The organism is Pseudomonas sp. TE6288, assembly GCF_054062095.1.
Genome location: NZ_JBSSEW010000005.1, coordinates 79,429 through 99,061 on the forward strand (window position 1 = coordinate 79,429; position 19,633 = coordinate 99,061).

Below are 19,633 nucleotides of genomic sequence, written 5' to 3' on the forward strand. Positions count from 1 at the left end.
CAGGATCGTATAAATAGCAGGGTAACAAATGGTTCGATAATCGCACAAAAGTGCGATTATCGGATTGAGATAACCCCCTCAGTCTCCTTAATCTGGGCCCATCGCAGCGATGCATCGGCCCGCTGCTCACTGACCCGACTCGACCTGACCAGGAGTCTCCAATGGCAGCAATCCTCTCGCTTCACGAGGCCGTGAAGCAGTTCATCCAGGATGGCGACAGTGTCGCCCTCGAAGGTTTCACCCACCTGATCCCGACCGCCGCCGGCCACGAGATCATCCGCCAGGGCAAGCGCGACCTGACCCTGGTGCGCATGACCCCGGACCTGATCTACGACCAGCTGATCGGCGCCGGTTGCGCGCGCAAATTGATCTTCTCCTGGGGCGGCAACCCGGGCGTGGGCTCGCTGCATCGCTTGCGCGACGCGGTGGAGAAACAGTGGCCCCACGCGATCGAGATCGAGGAGCACAGCCACGCCGACCTGGCCAACGCCTATGTCGCCGGTGCCTCCGGCCTGCCATTCGCGGTGCTGCGCGCCTACGCCGGTTCCGATCTGCCAAAGGTCAACCCGCTGATCAAGTCCGTCACTTGCCCATTCACTGGCGAAGTACTTGCCGCGGTACCGTCCGTGCGCCCGGACGTCACCGTGATCCATGCGCAGAAGGCCGATCGCAAGGGCAATGTGTTGCTGTGGGGCATCCTCGGTGTGCAGAAGGAAGCGGCGCTGGCAGCCAAGCGCTGCATCGTCACCGTCGAGGAGATCGTCGATGACCTGCAGGCGCCGATGAATGCCTGTGTGCTGCCCACATGGGCCCTCAGCGCGGTATGCCTGGTGCCTGGCGGCGCCCACCCTTCATACGCCCACGGCTACTACGAGCGCGACAACCGCTTCTACCAGGCCTGGGACCCGATTGCCCGCAACCGTGAGTCGTTCACCGCCTGGGTCGACACCTATATCCGTGGCACCGCCGACTTCACCGAATTCCAGGCCAGGCTGGCCAGCACCGCGGAGGCCGCGCAATGAGCTACTCCACTTCCGAAATGATGACCGTCGCCGCCGCCCGTCGCCTGCGCAATGGCGCCGTCTGCTTCGTCGGCATCGGCCTGCCTTCCAAGGCCGCCAACCTGGCGCGCCTGACCTCGTCGCCCGACGTGGTGTTGATCTACGAGTCCGGTCCGATCGGTGCCAAGCCCAGCGTGCTGCCGTTGTCCATCGGTGACGGCGAGCTGGCCGAGACCGCCGACACCGTGGTGCCTACCGGTGAGATCTTCCGTTACTGGCTGCAGGGTGGGCGCATCGATGTAGGGTTCCTCGGCGCTGCCCAGGTTGACCGCTTCGGCAATATCAACACCACCGTGGTCGGTGACTACCACGCGCCGAAGACCCGGCTGCCAGGTGCCGGCGGCGCCCCGGAGATCGCCGGTTCCGCCAAGCAGGTGCTGATCATCCTCAAGCAGTCGCCGCGGGCCTTCGTCGACAAGCTCGACTTCATCACCTCGGTGGGGCATGGCGAAGGCGGCGATTCACGTCAGCGCCTGGGGCTGCCGGGTGAAGGTCCGGTCGGCATCATCACCGACCTGTGCATCATGGAGCCGGAGGCGGGTACCCATGAGTTCGTGGTCACCTCGATCCACCCAGGCGTGACCCGCGAGCAGATCATCGCTGCCACTGGCTGGGCGATCCGTTTCGCCGACGACGTGCGGCAAACCACGGCTCCGAGTGAGGTAGAACTGTCCGCCCTGCGCGACCTCGAAGCGCGCACCGCCGCCGCCCATGGCCAGACGGCAGGAGAAGCCTGATGCGAGACGTCTTTATCTGCGACGCTGTGCGTACTCCAATCGGCCGTTTCGGCGGGGCCTTGGCCTGCGTGCGCGCCGACGACCTGGCGGCAGTGCCGCTCAAGGCGCTGATCGAGCGCAACCCGGATGTGCAATGGGATCAGCTCGACGAAGTGTTCTTCGGCTGTGCCAACCAGGCCGGCGAGGACAACCGTAACGTGGCGCGCATGGCGCTGTTGCTGGCCGGCTTGCCGCACAGCGTCCCAGGCGTGACCCTCAACCGCCTGTGCGCCTCGGGCATGGACGCCGTTGGCAGCGCCTTCCGGGCCATCGCCAGCGGCGAGATGGAGCTGGCGATTGCCGGTGGCGTCGAGTCGATGTCCCGCGCACCGTTCGTGATGGGCAAGGCCGAGAGCGGCTACTCGCGCAACATGAAGCTCGAGGACACCACCATCGGCTGGCGCTTCATCAATCCGTTGATGAAGGCCCAGTTCGGTGTGGACTCGATGCCCGAGACCGCCGACAACGTCGCCGATGATTACCAGGTATCGCGTGCCGACCAGGATGCCTTCGCCCTGCGCAGCCAGCAGAAGGCTGCCGCCGCGCAGGCCGCCGGCTTTTTCGCCGAGGAAATCGTCCCGGTGCGTATCCAGCACCGCAAGGGTGAGACGGTGGTCGAGCACGACGAACATTTGCGCCCGCAGACCACGCTGGAGGCGCTGGCCAAGCTCAAGCCGGTCAACGGCCCGGACAAGACCGTTACCGCTGGCAACGCCTCGGGTGTCAACGACGGTGCCGCCGCGCTGATTCTGGCTTCGGCCGAGGCGGTGAAGACGCACGGTCTGACCCCACGTGCCCGGGTGCTGGGCATGGCCAGCGCTGGTGTGGCGCCACGGGTGATGGGTATCGGCCCGGTGCCCGCGGTGCGCAAGCTGACCGAGCGCCTTGGCATTGCCGTGGCCGACTTCGATGTCATCGAACTCAATGAAGCCTTTGCCAGCCAGGGCCTGGCAGTGCTGCGCGAGCTGGGTGTGGCAGACGATGCACCGCAGGTGAACCCCAATGGTGGCGCAATTGCCCTGGGGCATCCGCTGGGCATGAGCGGGGCACGTCTGGTGCTGACGGCGTTGCATCAGTTGGAGAAGAGCGGCGGGCGCAAGGGCCTGGCGACCATGTGCGTGGGCGTTGGGCAGGGGTTGGCGTTGGCCATAGAAAGGATCTGATCCTTTGGAACCCTCCGCTTGCACGAGCATGCCTGCCAGGCAGCGTGGGAGCGGCCTTGCCCCGCGATGAGGCCGGTAGCCATGACGCACGGGCAAGGCGGAACGAGTGTGTAACCAGGTATGTCTAGAATTACCTGTGACCCTCCAGGAGCAAACGCACCATGACCTCAACCTATTACACCGGCGAAGAACGCAGCAAGCGTATCTTCGCCATCGTCGGCGCCTCGTCGGGCAACCTGGTGGAATGGTTCGACTTCTATGTCTACGCCTTCTGCGCCATCTATTTCGCCCCGGCTTTCTTCCCCTCCGACGACCCCACGGTGCAGTTGCTCAACACCGCCGGCGTGTTCGCCGCGGGCTTCCTGATGCGCCCCATCGGTGGCTGGATCTTCGGCCGCCTGGCCGACCGTCACGGGCGCAAGAACTCGCTGATGATCTCGGTGCTGATGATGTGCGGCGGCTCGCTGATCATCGCCTGCCTGCCCACCTACGCCAGCATCGGCACCTGGGCGCCAGCGCTGCTGCTCCTGGCGCGGCTGATCCAGGGGCTGTCGGTGGGCGGTGAGTACGGCACCACCGCCACCTACATGAGTGAAGTGGCGCTGCGTGGCCAGCGCGGTTTCTTCGCCTCGTTCCAGTACGTCACCCTGATCGGCGGCCAGTTGCTGGCGGTGCTGGTGGTGGTGATCCTGCAACAACTGCTCACCGAGGACGAACTGCGCGCCTATGGCTGGCGCATCCCGTTCGTGGTCGGTGCCATTGCCGCGTTGATCTCGCTGATGCTGCGCCGTTCGCTGAAGGAGACCAGCAGCGCAGAGACCCGCCAGGACAAGGATGCCGGTAGCATCAGCGGGCTGTTTCGCAATCACGCCGCCGCGTTCATCACCGTACTGGGCTACACCGCCGGCGGCTCGCTGATCTTCTATACCTTCACCACCTACATGCAGAAGTACCTGGTCAACACCGCCGGCATGAACGCCAAGAGCGCCAGTTTCGTCATGACCGGCGCGCTGTTCCTGTTCATGATCCTGCAGCCGCTGTTCGGCATGCTCTCCGACCGCATCGGCCGGCGTAACTCGATGCTGCTGTTCGGCGCCCTGGGGACGCTCTTCACCGTCCCCTTGCTGATGGCGCTGAAGACCGTGACCAGCCCGTTCATGGCCTTCGTGCTGGTAAGCCTGGCCTTGTGCATCGTCAGCTTCTACACCTCCATCAGCGGCCTGGTGAAGGCCGAGATGTTTCCGCCACAGGTTCGCGCATTGGGCGTGGGGCTGGCCTACGCCGTGGCCAACGCGGTGTTCGGCGGCTCGGCCGAATACGTGGCACTGGGCTTGAAAACCTTGGGCATGGAGAACACCTTCTACTGGTACGTAACCGCCATGATGGCGGTGGCCTTCCTGTTCAGCCTGCGCCTGCCGAAGCAGGCGGCGTACCTGCACCACGATCACTAAGGACGTTGCATGAGCAACCAACTGTTCGACGCCTACTTCACCGCCCCGGCCATGCGCGAGGTTTTCTCCGACCGGGGCCGGTTGCAGGGCATGCTCGACTTCGAGGCGGCCCTGGCCCGCGCCGAGGCGGCCGCCGGGCTGGTGCCGCACACGGCGGTGGCTGCCATCGAGGCGGCCTGCAAGGCCGAGCGCTACGATGCCCGGGCGCTGGCCGACGCCATCGCGGTGGCCGGCAATTCGGCAATCCCGCTGGTCAAGGCCCTGGGCAAGGTGGTCGCCAGTGGCGTATCTGAGGCCGAGCGCTACGTGCACCTGGGCGCCACCAGCCAGGATGCGATGGACAGCGGCCTGGTGCTGCAACTGCGCGATGCGCTGGGGTTGCTCGAAAACGATCTCGGCAAGCTGGCCGACACCCTGGCGCATCAGGCATTGCAGCATGCCGACACGCCGCTGGTGGGGCGGACCTGGTTGCAGCATGCCACGCCGGTGACGCTGGGCATGAAGCTGGCCGGTGTGCTCGGCGCCCTCACTCGCCATCGCCAACGCCTCAAGGAACTGCGTCCGCGCCTGCTGGTGCTGCAGTTTGGTGGCGCTTCCGGCAGCCTGGCGGCGCTGGGCAGCAAAGCGCTGCCGGTGGCCGAGGCCCTGGCCGCGCAACTGAAGCTGTCCTTGCCCGAACAGCCGTGGCACACCCAGCGTGACCGCCTGGTGGAGTTTGCCTCGGTGCTGGGCCTGGTCGCCGGCAGCCTGGGCAAGTTCGGCCGTGACGTCAGCCTGCTGATGCAGACCGAGGCGGGCGAGTTGTTCGAACCCGCCGCGCCGGGCAAGGGCGGGTCCTCGACCATGCCGCACAAGCGCAATCCGGTCGGGGCGGCGGTGTTGATCAGCGCCGCCACCCGTGTGCCCGGGCTGCTCTCGACCTTGTTCAGCGCGATGCCCCAGGAGCACGAACGCAGCCTTGGCCTGTGGCATGCCGAGTGGGAAACCCTGCCGGAGATCTGCTGCCTGGTCTCCGGTGCCCTGCGTCAGGCCCAGGTGATCGCCGAGGGCATGGAGGTGGACGCCGAACGCATGCGCAGCAACCTCGACCTCACTCAGGGCCTGGTGCTGGCCGAGGCGGTCAGTATTGTCCTCGCCCAGCGCCTGGGCCGCGACCGGGCCCATCACCTGCTGGAGCAGTGCTGCCAGCGCGCCGTGGCCGAAGGGCGCCATCTGCGTGCAGTGCTTGGTGATGAGCCGCAGGTCAACGCCGAGTTGTCCGGCGAGGAGCTCGACCGCCTGCTCGACCCCGCCCATTACCTGGGCCAGGCCCGCGTCTGGGTGGCGCGCGCCGTGGCCGAACATCAACGTTTCACTGCCTGAAAGGAGACCGCTGTGGCGCATTTGCAACTGGCCGATGGCGTACTGAACTACCAACTCGATGGCCCGGCCGATGCGCAGGTGCTGGTGCTCTCCAACTCCCTGGGCACCGACCTGGGCATGTGGGATGAGCAGATTCCCGCCTGGAGCGAACACTTTCGCGTGCTGCGCTACGACACCCGTGGCCATGGCGGCTCGCTGGTCACTCAAGGCCCTTACAGCATCGAGCAGCTGGGGGGCGACGTGCTGGCCTTGCTCGAGGCGCTGGACATCGAGCATGCACACTTCGTCGGCCTGTCCATGGGCGGCCTGATCGGCCAGTGGCTGGGCATCAATGCCGGCCAGCGCCTGCACAGCCTGACCCTGTGCAACACTGCGGCAAAAATCGCCAACGACGAGGTCTGGAACTCCCGCATCGACGCGGTGCTCAAGGGTGGCCGGCAGGCCATGGCGGACCTGCGCGACGGCTCCATCGCCCGTTGGTTCACCCCGGCCTTCGCCCAGGCGCGGCCGGACGAGGCCCAGCGCATCTGCCAGATGCTCGCGCGCACCAATCCAGAAGGCTATGCCGCCAACTGCGCGGCGGTACGTGATGCCGATTACCGCGAACAGCTGGGGCGCATCCAGGTGCCGACGCTGGTGGTGGCGGGCTCTGCGGACGTGGTGACCACGCCTGAGCATGGCCGCTTCATGCAGCGCCGCATCGTCAACGCGACCTATGCCGAATTCCCGGCGGCGCACCTGTCCAACGTCGAGATCGGCGCGGCCTTCAGCGCCCGTGTGCTCGATTTCCTGCTGGCCCGCTGAGGAACCTGCCATGGATGAGAAACAACGTTACGATGCCGGCATGCAGGTGCGCCGCGCGGTGCTCGGCGATGCCCACGTGGACCGCAGCCTGGAAAAGCTCAATGACTTCAACGGCGAGTTCCAGGAGATGATCACCCGGCACGCCTGGGGCGATATCTGGACCCGCCCCGGCCTGCCCCGGCACACCCGCAGCCTGATCACCATCGCCATGCTGATCGGCATGAACCGCAACGACGAGCTCAAACTTCACCTGCGCGCAGCCGCCAACAACGGCGTGACGCGTGAGGAGATCAAGGAAGTGATCATGCAGAGCGCGATCTACTGCGGGATCCCGGCGGCCAATGCCACGTTCCATCTGGCCGAGTCGGTGTGGGATGAACTGGGGGTGGAGTCCAGGCAGTAACGCATCGCGGGGCAAGTCGCATCGGCGCACCGATGCGACTTGCCCCGCGATTACTTCACACGACTGCTTTCTTCTGGCGAACGGCGACAGGCCCGGCATTGGCCTCCACGGCCTTTTTCAGTTCGCCACACAAGCCAGCCATGAACGCCAGCTCCGCCACCACGAACAGCGGCCCGACGATCAGCCCGCTCAGGTCATCGACGAATGCCGGCTTGCGCCCTTCGTAGGCATGTCCGACGAACTGGATGATCCACCCCACCACGAACGCACCTAGCCCGGCACTCAACCACAGCCCGGTACTCTGCACGGCCAGTGCCTGGCCGGCCCATAGGCACAATCCCAGCAGCAGCCCCATCACCAGGCCGAAGCGCAGGTCCAGGCGCAGGTAGAACCACACCGACCAGAGCGCCAGCAGCAGCGCCGGCGACAGCCACAGCCCCGCCACATCCCAACCTGGGCGTGACAGCAGCACGGCCACGGCCAGCACGATCAGCGGAATGCCGATGAAGTGGGTGGCGATGTTCCGTGGATCGCGGTGGTAGGCCGCGTATTGACTCAGGTGCTCGACGAGGTTTTTCATTGTTGTTCCTCCATCAGGGGTGAGCACAGCTTGCCCCTGTTCATTCATCGTCGTCTGTCGCCTGGCCGACAGAGTTCGCTTTGCGAGGTGCCATGCACGATCCGCGCACTCAACTGCTGCATGGCCAATGGTTCCGGCAATTGCCCGTTACCGTTCAGGATAGTCTGCTGGCCCTGGGCCGTCCGCGTGAACTGGCAGCGGGGCAGCGTCTGTTCCAGCGCGGCGATGCGCCGTGTGGCCTGTATGCGGTACTCGAAGGGGCGATGCGGGTCGGAGCGGTCAGCAGCGCAGGCAAGGAGGCGTTGCTGACGCTGGTCGAGTCACCCCATTGGTTCGGCGAGATCAGCCTGTTCGATGGCCAGCCGCGCACCCATGACGCCTATGCCGAGGGGCTGACACGCCTGCTGTGGATTCCCCAGGCGCCGTTGCTGGAATGGTTGGCGTGCCAGCCAGAGCACTGGCGCGACCTGGCCCTGCTGATGAGCCAGAAGTTGCGCTGGGTGTTCGTCGCCCTCGAGCAGCAGAGCCTGCTGGCCGCCGCGCCGCGGGTGGCGCAGCGCCTGTTGCAGATGGCCGAAGGCTACGGTGAGCGCGATGTCGCCCAATGGCGGTTGCAAGTGTCCCAGGAACAGTTGGCCCTGATGCTGTCGCTGTCGCGCCAGACCATCAACCAGATCCTCAGGAGCCTCGAACAGGCCGGCGTGGTGCGCCTGGGCTATGGCGAGGTGGAGATTGTCGATGCGCCACGTCTGCGGGCGATGGGGCAGTATCAAGGCTGACCAGGGTATCGATCATCGCCCGCGCCGCCGGTGACAGGCGATAACCGCTGCGGCTAACTACCCCGCAGCGCACGCTGAGCACTTCCATGCCCGGCGGCAGGTTGCGCCAGTGCAGACGCACCAGATGGCCGGCGGCCAGGTCCTCGGCCACTGCTTCTTCGCTGGCCGTGCCGATGGCGTCGCTGGCCATTACCACGTTGCGCAGCACTGCCAGGTGTTCGGTCTGCAGGTGCGGGGTGAAGTCATTGCGCCCGCTGAGGTTGGCCAGGCGTTTGCGCACACCGGGAGCGAGCAGGGCGCTGGCCAGTGGGTAGGTGAACAGGTCGTTGGTCGACAGGCTGTCCTTTGCCAGCAGCGGGTGCCCGGGACGGCAGAAGAACAGGCCTGGACGCGGGGACAGTGCCTCGGTGTGGAAGTAGGGATCGGCCTCGAAGGGACGTACGTCATCGACGAAGAACTCGATCTGCTCGCGACGCAGGGCCTGGCCCAGGCGCTCGGCGTTGTCCACCAGCAAGTCGGTGCGGATGCCGGGATGAGCCCCGATAAAATGTTGCAGGGCCTGGGGCACCAGGCGCACGGCCAGGGCCGGGCCGCTGCCGAAGTGCAGCTCTCCGGCATCGAGCTTGGTCATCTGCAGGACGTCATGGTTCAGTTGCGCGGCGCCCTGGACCAGGCGACGGGCATGTTGCAACACCACTTGGCCCTCGGGGGTGGGGGGCAATGCCTTGCTGGCACGATCGACCAGAGCGCAACCAAAGGTATGTTCGAGGTTCTGGATTGCGCGGCTGAAGGCGGGTTGGGTGATGCCCATGGCATCGGCGGCGCGGACGAAACTGCGGTATTCGATGAGGGCGATGAAATAGCGCAGTTGGCGGAGGTCCATGCTCGGGCTCTGGTGCGGGATCAGAGCTTGGTTTTAGCGGCTTGTTACATATAGCGTCAAAGAATGTTATTTGATTTGGATATGTCTTCTGGTTATTTGCCGGACGGCAGGTCCCATCGCGGGCAAGCCCACGCCGCTCCTGCATTGTGCAGGCGTGAGCGGGCTTGCCCCGCGATGGCCTCAAAGGAGATTGAACGGATAGCTGACAATCAGGCGGTTCTCATCGAACGCGTTGCTGCTGAAATCCCTGCGCATGGTCGAATTGCGCCACTTCACCGACAGGTCCTTGAAGGTCCCGGCCTGCACCACGTAGGCCAGCTCGGTCTCCCGGGCCCACTCCTTGCCATCGTCCACCCCTCCGGCATGCACGTTGTCGCCTTTGATGTAGCGGTTCATCAAGGTCAGGCCGGGGATGCCGACGGTGACGAAATTGAAGTCGTGACGCAGTTGCCAGGAGCGCTCCTTGGCATTGTCGAAGCTGGCGTTGTAACTGTCGTTGGCCAGCGTGCCGCCACTGGTGCCGTTGACGCGCATCCAGGCGTCATCGCCACTGATCTTCTGCAGGCCGATATAGAAGGTGTGGCCTTGATATCGCGCCGAGAGCATGGCCGAGACGGTGCGGTTGTCCAGGTCGCCGGCGCGGGCGCTGCCATCCTCCTTGCCGAGGAAGTAGCCCAGATTGGCGCCCAAGGTCCAGTCGCCCAACGGCTGGCTGTGCACCAGGTTCAGATACTGCTGGCGATAAATGTCTTTTAGCCGGGCATCCCACAGGCCGACCATCGTGCGTTTGTCGTTGAAGCTGTATTCGCCGCCGGCGAAGTTGAAGCGGTCGGAGGTGATACCGGCGCGCCCCTGCATGAACATGTCTTCCATGCTCGCATCGTTGCGCGGGCTGTTGCCGCGGAACTGGCCGGCGTACAGGGTCAGGCCGTCGATCTCCTTCGAGGTGAGCTGACCGCCGCGGAACGTCTGCGGCAGCGAGCGGCCATCGTCCGAACGCAGGATCGGCAGCACCGGCATCCACTCGCCAACTTTGAGTTCGGTCTGCGACAGGCGCGCCTTGAACGCTACCCCCAGGCGGCCGAAATCATCCGCCGGGCGACCATCGTCATGCACCGGCAGCAGGTGGGTGCCGGCCGTGCCCTTGCCGCCATCGAGCTTGACCGAGTACAGCCCCAGCACATCGATGCCGAAACCGACGGTGCCCTGGGTGAAGCCGGAGCGGGCGTCGAGAATCAAGCTCTGGGTCCATTCCTCGGCCTTGCCCTGGGGGTTGGCCGGGTCGACGAAGTTGCGGTTGATGTAGAAGTTGCGCAGGTTGAGGCTGGCCTTGGCGTCGTCCAGGAAGCCACCTTCGGCGGCCACGCCGGGCAGGGCGCAGGACAGGGCCAACAGGCCGGGCAGCAGCTGGCGTGCGGGTTGCAAAGTGCTCATCTGTCGTGGATCTCTTGTTTTTATTGGGCGAGCCGGGCCGCTGCGGGTGCGGCCGCAGGGGTAGGCATCTTTAGAGAGAACTTGTGCAACGTTGCGCAGGCGATGGTGCGGGGGAGGGTGGGGGCTAGGCAATTCGTGGATCGCGGAACGGGGCGATTATCGAACGTAATGTTGATCGACTGGCATCGCGGGGGGCAAGCCCGCTCCCACGCGATTCCCCAGGTTGAAGAGCAACGTGGGAGCGGGCTTGCCCCGCGATGAGGCCTGTACGGGCAACAAAAAGCCCACCGCGAGGGTGGGCTTGGTGCCGTTACCGGTCCAGTCAGCCTTTCGGTGTCTGGATCGAGGCTTGCTGCTGGGTCTGCTCGTACCAGCCGCCGCCGAGGGCCTTGTACAGGTTGACCTCGCTGACCAGCTGCGACAGGCGATCACCGATCAGCGACTGCTGGGCGCTGAACAGGTTGCGCTGGGCATCGAGGAAGGTCAGGTTGCTGTCGATACCGATGCGGTAGCGGCGCTCGGCCAGGCGGTAGTAGTCCTGGTTGGCGGCCACCAGGTCACGCTGGGCCTGCAGCTGCTCTTCGAACGTCTTGCGTGCGGCCAGGCCATCGGCGACTTCCTGGAAGGCGGTCTGGATGGTCTTTTCGTACTTGGCGACGTTGATGTCCTTCTGGATCTTCGAGTAGTCCAGGCTGGCCCGCAGGCTGCCTGCGTTGAAGATCGGCAGGTTGATCTGCGGCTGGAACAGCCAGGTGCCCGAACCGCCCTTGAACAGCCCGCCCATGTCCGGGCTCAGGGTGCCGGCGTTGGCGGTCAGGCTGATGCTCGGGAAGAACGCGGCCCGCGCCGCGCCGATGTTGGCGTTGGCGGCCTTGAGCAGGTGCTCGGCCTCCTGGATGTCGGGGCGGCGCTGCAGGATGTCGGACGGCAGGCCGGCCGGCACTTCGGCCAGCTGGTCGGCATTGAGCTCCAGCGGCTTGGGCAGGTTGGCCGGCACGCCGGTACCTACCAGCACGGTGAGGCTGTTCAGGTCCTGGGCGACCAGGCGCTGGTACTGCGACAGCTTGACGCGTGCGCCTTCGACGGCAGTGCGCGCCTGGCTCAGGTCCAATGCCGAGGCGACACCCACCTCATTGCTGCGGCGGGTGAGGTTGTAGCTCTCTTCGTACGTCTTGAGCGTTTCCTCGGTCAGCTTCAGCAGCGCCTGGTCGGCCTGCCAGGTGTAGTAGGCGTTGGCCACGCTGGCCACCAGGCTGATCTGCGTGGAGCGGCGCGCCTGTTCGCTGGACAGGTAGGTTTCCAAGGCCTGCTGGGTCAGGCTGCGCACCCGGCCGAACAGGTCCAGCTCATAGGCGCTGACACCCAGGGTGGCCGAGTACTGGCTGCTGATGGTGGATTCGCCGGTCTGCGACATGTTCGCCGGCATCCGCTGGCGGCTGCCGCTGCCATTGGCGGAAACCGCCGGCAGCAGGTCGGCGCGCTGGATGCGGTACTGCGCGCGGTAGGCGTCGATGTTCAGCGCCGCGACCCGCAGGTCGCGGTTGTTTTCCAGCGACGTCTGGATCAGTTGCTGCAGCGCCGGGTCGTGGAAGAACTGGCGCCAGCCCTGTTCGGCCGCGGCGACGTCGGCCGATTGGGTCGGCGAGTACGCAGGGCCTTGCGGCCACTGCGCGGCCACCGGCGCCTCGGGCGTCTGGTAGTCGGGGATCAGCGAGCAACCGCCGAGGATGAAGGCGGTTACCGCCAGGGACAACAAAGACTTGGTCATTGCCCAGCCTCATAACGTGGAGTTTCAGGGGTGGCGTGTTCTTTCGGCTCTTTGCTGCCGAACAGCGACGACACTGCGACGAAGAATAGCGGTACCCAGAAGATGGCCAGCACGGTGGCGCTGATCATGCCGCCGATCACACCGGTGCCGATGGCGTGCTGGCTACCGGCACCAGCGCCGCTGGCGATGGTCAACGGTACCACGCCGAGGATGAACGCCAGCGAGGTCATGATGATCGGGCGCAGACGCATGCGGCAGGCCTCGATGGCTGCGTCGTACAGGCTTTTGCCCTGTTCGTGCAGCTCTTTGGCGAACTCGACGATCAGGATGGCGTTCTTCGCCGCCAGGCCGATGGTGGTCAGCAGGCCGACCAGGAAGTACACGTCGTTGGACAAGCCGCGCAGGCTGGTGGCGAGTAGGGCACCGATGATACCCAATGGCACCACCAGCACGACCGCGATCGGGATCGACCAGCTTTCGTACAGCGCCGCCAGGCAGAGGAACACGAACAGCACCGAGAGGGCGAACAGCGCCGGCATTTGCGAGCCGGAGAGTTTTTCCTCGTAGGACATGCCGGTCCAGGAGAAGCCGATGCCGGTTGGCAGTTCGCCGGCGATGCGCTCGACTTCGGCCATGGCCTCACCGGTACTGTAGCCCGGCGCCGGGGTACCGAGGATCTCGACCGCTTCCACGCCGTTGTAGCGCGACAGCTTCGGCGAGCCATAGCTCCATTCGCCCTTGGCGAAGGAGGAGAACGGCACCATCTCGCCCTTGCCGTTGCGCACGTACCACTTCTGCAGGTCTTCCGGGCTCATCCGGGCGTTTGGCGCACCCTGGATGTAGACCTTCTTGACCCGGCCACGGTCGATGAAGTCGTTGACGTAGCTACCGCCCAAGGCGATCGACAAGGTGTTGTTGATGTCGGCGATGGTCACGCCCAGAGCACTGGCGCGTTCGTCGTCGATGGTCAGCTGGTACTGCGGCTCGTCGTTCAGGCCGTTCGGACGCACGGCGCTGAGGATCTTGCTCTGCGCGGCCTTGGCCAGGAACTGGTTGCGTGCTTCCATCAGTTTTGCATGGCCGACCCCGGCGCGGTCCTGGAGGAACACGTCGAAGCCGGTGGCGTTACCCAGTTCAAGCACCGCTGGCGGGGCGAAGGCGAACACCATCGCGTCGCGGAAGCTGAAGAAGTGCATCTGCGCGCGCTGGGCGAGAGCGAACACGCTGTTCTCCTTCGAGCGCTCGCCCCAAGGCTTGAGCATGATGAATGCCATGCCCGAGCTCTGGCCGCGGCCGGCGAAGTTGAAGCCGTTGACGGTGAACACGGATGCCACGGTATCGGCTTCCTTGTCGAGCAGGTACTCGCGCATCTGGTCGACCACCACCTGGGTGCGCTCGGCACTGGAACCGGCCGGGGTCTGTACCTGGGCGAACAGCACGCCCTGGTCTTCCTCTGGCAGGAATGCGGTCGGAATGCGCGCGAACAGCCAGATCATGCCAACCACGATCAGCGCGTAGGCCAGCAGGAACGGGATCTTGTTGCGCAGGATGGTGCCGACGCTCCGCTCATAGCCGACGACGCTGCGGTCGAAATTGCGGTTGAACCAGCCGAAGAAGCCGCGCTTGGCCACATGGTGCTCGCCCTTCTTCAATGGCTTGAGCATGGTGGCGCACAAGGCCGGGGTGAAGATCAGCGCGACCAGCACCGACAGGCCCATGGCCGAGACGATGGTGATGGAGAACTGGCGATAGATCACACCGGTGGAACCGCCGAAGAAGGCCATCGGCAGCAGTACCGCCGACAATACCAGGGCGATACCCACCAGGGCGCCCTGGATCTGCTCCATGGAGCGCTTGGTCGCCTCCTTGGGCGGCAGTCCTTCCTCGGACATCACCCGCTCGACGTTCTCCACCACGACGATGGCATCGTCCACCAGCAGGCCGATGGCCAGGACCATGGCGAACATGGTCAGGGTGTTGATGCTGAAGCCGGCGGCGGCGAGGATGCCGAAGGTACCCAGCAATACCACCGGTACGGTCATGGTGGTGATGATGGTGGCGCGGAAGTTCTGCAGGAACAGGTACATCACCAGGAACACCAGGACCACCGCTTCGATCAGGGTGTGGATTACCCCGCTGATCGATTCGGTGACCACCGGGGTGGTGTCATACGGGAACACCGCCTTCACCCCCGGTGGGAAGAATGGCTCGAGGCCGCTGATGGTCGTGCGCAGCGCCTTGGCGGTATCCAGGGCGTTGGCGCCGGTGGCCAGCTTGACCGCCAGGCCCGAGGCCGGCTTGCCGTTGTACTGGGCGCTGATGGCGTAGTTTTCGCCGCCCAGGCCGACCTGGGCCACGTCGCCCAGGCGTACCTGGGAACCGTCGGCATTGACCTTGAGCAGGATCTTCTCGAACTGCTCGGCGGTCTGCAGGCGGGTCTTGCCGATGATAGTGGCGTTGAGCTGGGTACCTGGCAGCGCCGGCAGGCCGCCGAGCTGGCCGGAGGATACCTGCACGTTCTGCGCGGCGACCGCGGTGCGCACGTCGACCGGGGTCAGCTGGAACTTGTTCAGCTTGGCCGGATCCAGCCAGATACGCATGGCGTACTGCGCACCGAACACCTGGAAGTCGCCCACGCCTGCGGTCCGCGAGATCGGGTCCTGCATGTTGGAGACGATGTAGTTGGCCAGGTCGTCCTTGGTCATGCTGCCGTCTTCGGACACCAGGCCGATCACCAGCAGGAAGTTCTTCACTGCCTTGGTGACGCGGATACCTTGCTGCTGCACTTCCTGCGGCAACAGCGGGGTGGCCAGGTTCAGCTTGTTCTGTACCTGGACCTGCGCGGTGTCCGAGTTGGTGCCCTGCTCGAAGGTGGCGGTGATGGTCATGCTGCCGTCGGAGTTACTTTCCGACGACACATAACGCAGGTTGTCGATCCCGTTGAGCTGCTGCTCGATCACCTGCACCACGGTGTCCTGCACGGTCTGCGCCGAGGCGCCCGGGTAGGTCACGGAGATGGCGATGGCCGGCGGGGCGATGCTCGGGTACTGGTTGATCGGCAGCTTCAGGATCGACAGGGCGCCGACCAGCATGATCACCAGGGCGATCACCCAGGCGAAGATCGGGCGATCGATAAAGAACTTCGACATGGTTTACTCCGCTTTGGCGTCAGCTTTGGCCGTGTTGGCCTGAGCAGCGCTGGCCGGCTTCTTGACGTTGGTGGCTTCGCTGACCTTGACCTCGACGCCTGGTCGCACGAACTGCAGCCCTTCGGTGATCAGACGGTCGCCCGGGTTCAGGCCTTCCTCGATCAGCCAGTCACTGCCCAGGGTGCGGCTGGCCTTGAGCTGGCGCAGTTCGACCTTGTTCTCCTGGTTGACCACCAGCGCGGTCGGCGCACCCTTGAGGTCACGGGTCACGCCCTGTTGCGGGGCCAGGATGGCGTTGGCGTTGACGCCGGCCTTGAGCCGCGCATGCACGAACATGCCGGGCAGCAGGGTGTGGTCGGGGTTGGGGAAGATCGCGCGCAGAGTGACGGAACCGGTGGTCTCGTCGACCGCGACTTCGGAGAACTCCAGGCGGCCCTGCTGCTTGAACAGGCTGCCGTCTTCCAGCACCAGCTGAACCTGGGCGGCATTGTCGCCGGCCTTCTGCAACTGGCCGCTTTCCAGGTCACGGCGCAGCTTGAGCAGCTCGGCGGTGGACTGGGTAACGTCGACGTAGATCGGGTCGAGCTGCTGGATGGTGGCCATGGCGTTGGTCTGGCCATTGTTCACCAGGGCACCTTCGGTGACCGAAGAGCGGCCGACGCGGCCACTGATCGGGGCCAGCACCTTGGTGTAGCGCAAGTCGATCTGGGCGCTCTTGAGCGATGCCTCGGCCTGCAATCGTTTGGCATTGGCGTCATCGTATTCCTGCTTGGAGACGGCCTGCTCGTCGATCAGTTGCTTGTAACGCTCGGCCAGCGAGCGGGTAGCCTGCAGGTTGGCCTGGGCGTTGGCCAGGTTCGCCTCGTAGACGGCTGGGTCGATCTGGTAGAGCTGTTGCCCTTCCTTGACGTCGCTGCCTTCCTTGAACAGGCGCTTGAGAATGATGCCGTTCACCTGTGGGCGGACCTCGGCCACACGGTAGGCGCTGGTGCGCCCCGGCAGTTCCGAGGTCAGGGTGAAGGCTTGCGGTTGTACGGTCACGACGCCGACCTGAGGAGCCTGCGGCGCAGGCGCTGCTTCCTCTTTCTTACAGCCACTGAGCAGGGTTGCCAGGGCCACGGCGGAAACCAGGGCGGTTACGGCTGGCTTGAATTGCATGAGGATCCTCGGGTCGCAGGAGCAGGGGAGCTCAAGAATATAGTGGAAGTGCTTGGTCAGAAAAACGCTATCCGGTGGATAAATAGCTTGCTAAGGAATATACTTACATTCATGGTTGTTTGTAAATAGTGCCGGTGCGTCGTGGGTGACCACCGTCTATCGCCCAAATCCACCCGGGAGCGGCCCTGAAAGAGCCTGCCCCGGCCTGATTCCCGCCCGCCAGATTGAGCGCGCGGGGCCTGATGAGGTTGTACTGCCATGGTCCGTCGAACCAAAGAAGAAGCCCAGGAAACCCGCGCCCAGATCATCGAGGCGGCGGAGAAGGCCTTCTACAAGCGCGGGGTAGCGCGTACCACCCTGGCCGACATCGCTGAGCTCGCCGGCGTCACTCGCGGGGCGATCTACTGGCACTTCAGCAACAAGGCCGAGTTGGTGCAGGCGCTGCTCGACAGCCTGCACGAGACCCATGACCACCTGGCCCGCGCCAGTGAAAGCGAGGATGAACTCGACCCGCTCGGCTGCATGCGCAAGCTGTTGCTGCAAGTGTTCAACGAGTTGGTGCTCGATGCCCGAACCCGGCGTATCAACGAAATCCTGCATCACAAGTGCGAATTCACCGACGACATGTGTGAGATTCGCCAGCAGCGTCAGGGCGCGGTGCTGGACTGTCATCAAAGCATTGCCCTGGCCTTGGGTAATGCCGTACGCCGCGGCCAGTTGCCTGCCGAGCTCGAGATCGACCGGGCTGCGGTGGCCATGTTTGCCTATGTGGATGGCCTGATCGGCCGCTGGCTGCTGCTGCCGGAAAGCTTCGACCTGTTGGGCGATGTCGAGAAATGGGTCGACACCGGGCTGGATATGCTGCGCTTGAGCCCTGGCTTGCGCAAATGACACTTTGTTAACGATTGTGAGGAAGTGTTATCCCTTTTCGGTTAACGCAGGATTAATAACCTGGAAGCGGTCTTGCCCGGCAATGACAACCTTCAGGCCGTGATGTCGCCTGGGCGGACGCTATCGCGGGGCAAGCCCGCTCCCACGCCTTTCAGCGCCCGCGCAACTGTCTGTCCGGCAAGGCCAGCGCCGCCAACAGGCCGATCAGCGAAGCCCCGGCACTGACCAGCAACAGGTCGCGGAAGGTTTCCAGCAAACGCGCCTGGGTGTGCGGATCCGCCTCGCCCGCCTTGAGGCTGCCCAGCAGCGGGTTGCCCAGCACTTCGAAGCCACCCTGGTGCAACCACGCCAGCAACAGGCTGGACATGCACGCCACCCCCATCGCCCCGCCCAGCGAGCGGAACAGGTTGGTGGTGCTGGTCGCCACGCCGATGTCCTGGCTGTCCACCGCGCTTTGCGTGCCCACCAGCGAGGTGGGAAATTGCAGGCCGCAGGCAATGCCTGTCAGCAGCATGAACAGTGCGCTCTGTAACCAGGCTTGCGGCGGCGTCAGTGCCATGGCTGCGATGGCCATTGGCATCAACAGCGCGCCTGTGAGGATCTGTGGCTTGAAGCGCCCGGTGCGGCTGGTCATGCGTCCACCGGTAAAGGCGCCGATTGGCAGCCCCATGGCCAGCGGCAGCAAGTGCAGCGCCGCGCTGTCGGCGCCGGCACCGGTGATGCCCTGGTAGCGCAGGGGCATCAGCATGGTCAACGAGATTGACTGGAAGCTGGCAAAGAAGATCACGCACCAGCACAGCACCGCGACCCGGTTGCCGAACAGGCCCAGAGGCAACAGTGGCTCGCGACAGCGCCGCTCGTGGACTATGAACGCCGCCAGCCCCAGCAGTGCGCAGGCCAGCAACGCCAGGACCTCGGACGACCGCCAGGCATGCCCCTGGCCGACCAGGGTGATGCCCAGCAGCAGGCTACCCAGACCGAGGATCATCAGCGCCGCGCCGAGGTAGTCGACCTGTGCCTGGCGATGCTTGACCGGCAACCCGTCCAGCGCCCGGTGGATCACCCACAGCGCGATCAGCCCCAGCGGCAGGTTGATCCAGAACACCCAGCGCCAGGACAGGTACTCGGTCAGCCAGCCGCCCAGCACCGGCCCGGCGACGCTGGCCAGGGCATACATGCTGCTGAAATAGCCCTGGTAGCGGCCGCGTTCACGAGGTGGCACGAAGTCGCCGATGATTGCCTGGCTGACCGACACCATGCCACCCGCACCGATACCCTGGAGCACCCGCGCCAGCACCAGTTGCGGCATGTCCTGGGCCAGGCCGCAGGCCACCGAGGCCAGGGTGAACAGGGCGGTGCCGGTGAGGATCATGCGCCGCCGCCCATAAAGGTCACCAAGCTTGCCGTAGATCGGCACGGCGATGGTCATGGCGACCATGTAGCCAGAGATGACCCAGGCCAGCAGGCCGACATCGTCGAACTGGGCGGAGATCGCCGGCAGCGACACGGCGACGATGGTCTGGTCGAGGGCACCGAGGAAGATCGCCAGCATCAGGGCGGTAAGAACGCTGCGCAGAACGGTGGGGGGCAGGGCGGCGGTCACGGTGGATACCTTGTGGTCAGAGCTGGCGCGATCGCGAGGCATCGAGGGAGCGGGCTTGCTCCGTGATGGGCTCATTCGTGGAGGGGCATTGTACCCTGAGTTACATAGCTACCTATGTACTCCGTGCATCCCCTATGCAAGATCGGCATTGGCGCATTCATCCAGCGCTGCATGGCCGCGTGATATCGTGGCAGGGCCGCAGAGGCTGAAATCCGTGGCCTGCACCAGCTTGGTGCAACTATTTTCCACAGGTTTCGCGTCGCTGTATGTCCACGCCTTCTATTCCTCTGCCTGCATGTCGAGCATGACCGCCCTGATGGCGACGGTTGGAGCAGTCAGGTAGACCCGATACAGGGGTCGGTTGTCAG

At 64.9% G+C, this 19,633-nt stretch carries 16 protein-coding genes; 9 read left to right on the forward strand and 7 right to left on the reverse strand.

Annotated elements, in window-relative coordinates; all coding sequences use genetic code 11:
- Positions 1 to 161: 161 nt before the first annotated feature.
- The 7 genes from ACVWY1_RS06610 (at position 162) to pcaC (ending at position 7,020) form a co-directional block, all read left to right on the forward strand.
- On the forward strand, positions 162 to 1,022 hold the full coding sequence (locus ACVWY1_RS06610) for a CoA transferase subunit A (RefSeq protein ID WP_102682778.1): 861 nt from the start codon (positions 162 to 164) through the stop codon (positions 1,020 to 1,022).
- The gene (locus tag ACVWY1_RS06615) at positions 1,019 to 1,798 is read left to right on the forward strand and encodes a CoA-transferase subunit beta (protein WP_139669423.1); all 780 of its coding nucleotides are present in this window, start codon (positions 1,019 to 1,021) and stop codon (positions 1,796 to 1,798) included. Before ACVWY1_RS06610 ends, ACVWY1_RS06615 begins: the two co-directional genes overlap by 4 nt.
- Positions 1,795 to 3,000, forward strand: coding sequence for a 3-oxoadipyl-CoA thiolase (gene pcaF, locus ACVWY1_RS06620; RefSeq protein ID WP_173862429.1), 1,206 nt, complete (start codon positions 1,795 to 1,797; stop codon positions 2,998 to 3,000). Before ACVWY1_RS06615 ends, pcaF begins: the two co-directional genes overlap by 4 nt.
- A 161-nt stretch (positions 3,001 to 3,161) precedes the next feature.
- A complete protein-coding gene (locus ACVWY1_RS06625; protein ID WP_102682775.1) occupies positions 3,162 to 4,451 on the forward strand; it encodes an MFS family transporter in 1,290 nt (429 codons plus the stop codon).
- Positions 4,452 to 4,460: 9 nt separating this feature from the next.
- Positions 4,461 to 5,813: a 3-carboxy-cis,cis-muconate cycloisomerase gene (locus ACVWY1_RS06630; RefSeq protein ID WP_457377994.1), complete on the forward strand. Its 1,353-nt coding sequence runs from the start codon at positions 4,461 to 4,463 to the stop codon at positions 5,811 to 5,813.
- 12 nt (positions 5,814 to 5,825) lie between these two features.
- Positions 5,826 to 6,617 (forward strand): 3-oxoadipate enol-lactonase, encoded by a 792-nt coding sequence (gene pcaD / locus ACVWY1_RS06635; RefSeq protein ID WP_457377995.1) that lies wholly within the window; start codon positions 5,826 to 5,828, stop codon positions 6,615 to 6,617.
- 10 nt (positions 6,618 to 6,627) lie between these two features.
- Positions 6,628 to 7,020, forward strand: coding sequence for a 4-carboxymuconolactone decarboxylase (gene pcaC, locus ACVWY1_RS06640; RefSeq protein ID WP_070093782.1), 393 nt, complete (start codon positions 6,628 to 6,630; stop codon positions 7,018 to 7,020).
- 55 nt (positions 7,021 to 7,075) lie between these two features.
- On the opposite strand, the gene ACVWY1_RS06645 is transcribed toward pcaC, so the two are convergent.
- Positions 7,076 to 7,600 (reverse strand): Mpo1 family 2-hydroxy fatty acid dioxygenase, encoded by a 525-nt coding sequence (locus tag ACVWY1_RS06645; protein WP_102682772.1) that lies wholly within the window; start codon positions 7,598 to 7,600, stop codon positions 7,076 to 7,078.
- A gap of 92 nt (positions 7,601 to 7,692) precedes the next feature.
- Between ACVWY1_RS06645 and ACVWY1_RS06650 the strand changes: the two genes are divergently transcribed.
- Complete coding sequence (locus tag ACVWY1_RS06650; protein WP_457377996.1) at positions 7,693 to 8,379, forward strand: Crp/Fnr family transcriptional regulator; 687 nt, start codon at positions 7,693 to 7,695, stop codon at positions 8,377 to 8,379.
- Here ACVWY1_RS06650 and ACVWY1_RS06655 read toward each other — a convergent pair.
- The 5 genes from ACVWY1_RS06655 to ttgA form a co-directional block, all read right to left on the reverse strand.
- Positions 8,279 to 9,262 (reverse strand): LysR family transcriptional regulator, encoded by a 984-nt coding sequence (locus ACVWY1_RS06655; protein WP_430945206.1) that lies wholly within the window; start codon positions 9,260 to 9,262, stop codon positions 8,279 to 8,281. The genes ACVWY1_RS06650 and ACVWY1_RS06655 overlap by 101 nt on opposite strands.
- Positions 9,263 to 9,442: 180 nt before the next feature.
- Positions 9,443 to 10,696 (reverse strand): OprD family porin, encoded by a 1,254-nt coding sequence (locus ACVWY1_RS06660; protein ID WP_457377997.1) that lies wholly within the window; start codon positions 10,694 to 10,696, stop codon positions 9,443 to 9,445.
- Between the two features lie 322 nt (positions 10,697 to 11,018).
- On the reverse strand, positions 11,019 to 12,464 hold the full coding sequence (locus tag ACVWY1_RS06665) for an AdeC/AdeK/OprM family multidrug efflux complex outer membrane factor (protein WP_046856915.1): 1,446 nt from the start codon (positions 12,462 to 12,464) through the stop codon (positions 11,019 to 11,021).
- Positions 12,461 to 15,613, reverse strand: a complete 3,153-nt coding sequence (ttgB, locus tag ACVWY1_RS06670) for a multidrug efflux RND transporter permease subunit TtgB (RefSeq protein ID WP_102682767.1) — start codon at positions 15,611 to 15,613, stop codon at positions 12,461 to 12,463. The genes ACVWY1_RS06665 and ttgB overlap by 4 nt, the downstream gene beginning before the upstream one ends.
- A 3-nt stretch (positions 15,614 to 15,616) precedes the next feature.
- Positions 15,617 to 16,771: a toluene efflux RND transporter periplasmic adaptor subunit TtgA gene (gene ttgA / locus ACVWY1_RS06675; protein ID WP_102682766.1), complete on the reverse strand. Its 1,155-nt coding sequence runs from the start codon at positions 16,769 to 16,771 to the stop codon at positions 15,617 to 15,619.
- A 258-nt stretch (positions 16,772 to 17,029) separates the two neighbouring features.
- Here ttgA and ttgR point away from each other — a divergent pair, with 258 nt between their 5' ends.
- Positions 17,030 to 17,662: an efflux transport transcriptional regulator TtgR gene (gene ttgR / locus ACVWY1_RS06680; RefSeq protein ID WP_023630222.1), complete on the forward strand. Its 633-nt coding sequence runs from the start codon at positions 17,030 to 17,032 to the stop codon at positions 17,660 to 17,662.
- Between the two features lie 151 nt (positions 17,663 to 17,813).
- Here ttgR and ACVWY1_RS06685 read toward each other — a convergent pair whose 3' ends face one another.
- Positions 17,814 to 19,265: an MDR family MFS transporter gene (locus ACVWY1_RS06685; protein WP_457377998.1), complete on the reverse strand. Its 1,452-nt coding sequence runs from the start codon at positions 19,263 to 19,265 to the stop codon at positions 17,814 to 17,816.
- Between the last annotated feature and the right edge of the window lie 368 nt (positions 19,266 to 19,633).